This is a genomic window from Trinickia sp., assembly GCF_035492435.1.
Classification (GTDB): Bacteria; Pseudomonadota; Gammaproteobacteria; order Burkholderiales; family Burkholderiaceae; genus Trinickia.
The window spans coordinates 1-2010 of record NZ_DATJJF010000083.1; the positions used below are offsets into that span (position 1 = coordinate 1).

General features: G+C 61.4%; 2 protein-coding genes. Both read left to right on the forward strand.

The features are described 5' to 3' along the window. Positions 1 to 457 (forward strand): trehalose-phosphatase (gene otsB, locus VL598_RS05940; protein WP_325325773.1); only part of this gene is annotated, 457 nt, incomplete at its 5' end. Continuing rightward, on the forward strand, positions 454 to 2010 hold a 1557-nt coding region (locus VL598_RS05945; protein WP_325325774.1), incomplete at its 3' end, for a glycoside hydrolase family 15 protein. The genes otsB and VL598_RS05945, both read left to right, overlap by 4 nt.

Below are 2010 nucleotides of genomic sequence, written 5' to 3' on the forward strand. Positions count from 1 at the left end.
GCCGATCGATTTGCGGCGTAGGCTTGCGGCCGCCGCCGGTATCGGCTCGGGTATTGTCGTCGAGGACAAGGGCTATTCACTTGCTCTGCACTACCGGAAAGCACCGGAGCATGCCGAGCAATTGCGCCGTCACATCGCTGCGGCACGCACGGCATTTTCGGTCGAGCCGACCGAACTGCTGCTCGGCAAAGCGATGTTCGAGGTCAAGCGGCCGGGGATCAGCAAAGGGGAAAGCATCCGCAAACTAATGGCGCACCTGCCATTCAGCGGACGCATGCCCGTGTTCATCGGCGACGATGTCACCGATGAGTCGGTATTCGAAGTCTTGCCCGGTATCGGCGGAAAGGGTTTTGGCGTCTCCCGATATTTCCCAGGGCTCGCCGGAGTTTTCAAGGATCCGGCGCAGGTGCGCAGCGCACTGGACTCGCTGGCCACAAACGGGCGGGCGCGCGAATGACCGATTATGGGCTCGATCTCGCGGTCATCGGGAATGGCCGTACCGCCGCATTGCTCGAACCCTCGTCGCGGATCGTGTGGTGGTGCCTGCCGCGTTATGACGGCGATCCCGTGTTCTGCCGGTTGCTTTCCGGAGGCGAGGACAAGGGATTCACCGACGTCATGCTCGAAGGGCAGGCCGAGATTCGCTCGAATTACGTTCGCAACACCGCGATCGTGGTGACCGAGCTGATCGACGACAAGGGCGCTGGGGTGCGCATCACCGACTTTGCCCCGCGCTTCCAGATTTACGGGCGCACGTTCCGTCCGCCGCAGATCATCCGCATCATTGAGCCGATCGGAGGCATGCCGCGCATAACTATTCGTTTTCGCACGACACATCGCTACGGCGAACCGGTTGCATCGCGATCGTCGGGCAGCAACCACATCCGCTACTGGCGCGACGACGTGCCGGTGAGGCTGACGACCGACGCACCGCTTTCCTATGTCGAGAACGAAGCGTCGTTCATTTTGACACGGCCGGTGCACATGGTGTTCGGCACGGACGAACCGTTCGAGGGCTCGCTGGAGACGACGTGCCGGGATTTCTGCGAGCGTACCCGCGATTACTGGCTCGAGTGGGTGAGGCGGCTTGCCTTCTCGATCGACTGGCAGGATGAGATCATCCGAGCCGGTATTACGCTCAAGCTGTGCAGCTACGAGGAGACCGGCGCGATCGTTGCCGCGCTTACGACCTCAATTCCTGAAGTGCCGAAATCGGGGCGCAACTGGGATTATCGCTTTTGCTGGATGCGCGACGCGTTCTTTGTCGTTCGCGCGTTGAACCGCATCGGTGCAACGCGCACGATGGAAGACTTCATATCGTACATCCTGAGTGTCTCTGCCGGACGGCTGGATGAGGTGCGCCCGCTCTACGGCGTCGTGCATACGGACTCTCTTGAGGAGCGCACCGCGTCTGCACTCAGCGGTTACGGCGGCGACGGACCGGTGCGCATCGGCAATGCGGCCGTCAATCAGAGTCAGCACGATGTCTACGGCAGCATCATCATGGCCGCGACGCCAATATTCTTTGACCGCAGGTTGCCTCGACCGGGCGATGCGTCGCTTTTTCACACGATCGAGCCACTCGGCGAGCAGGCGGCGAAGCTCGCACTCAAGCCCGATGCCGGCATCTGGGAATATCGTGGACGCACGCGCGTGCACACGCATTCGGCCGCGATGTGCTGGGCGGGCTGTCAGCGCCTCGCAGCCATCGCGAACCACCTGAACCTCCCTGAACGTGCCAACCATTGGGCCGGCATTGCCGAACACATCGGAGAGGAGGTGCTCAAGCGAGCGTGGAGCCCCAAGCGCAAGGCGTTTTCGGCCGCATTTGACAGCGAAGATCTCGATGCCAGCGCCCTTCTGCTGGCGGAGCTTGGCCTGGTATCGCCTGACGATCCGCGGTTTATAGCAACTGTTGAAGCCATCGGACTTGAACTTCGGCGCGGGTTTCACGTTATGAGGTATGTCGCTGCCGATGATTTTGGCCTGCCGGAGTCGGCTTTTTTGATT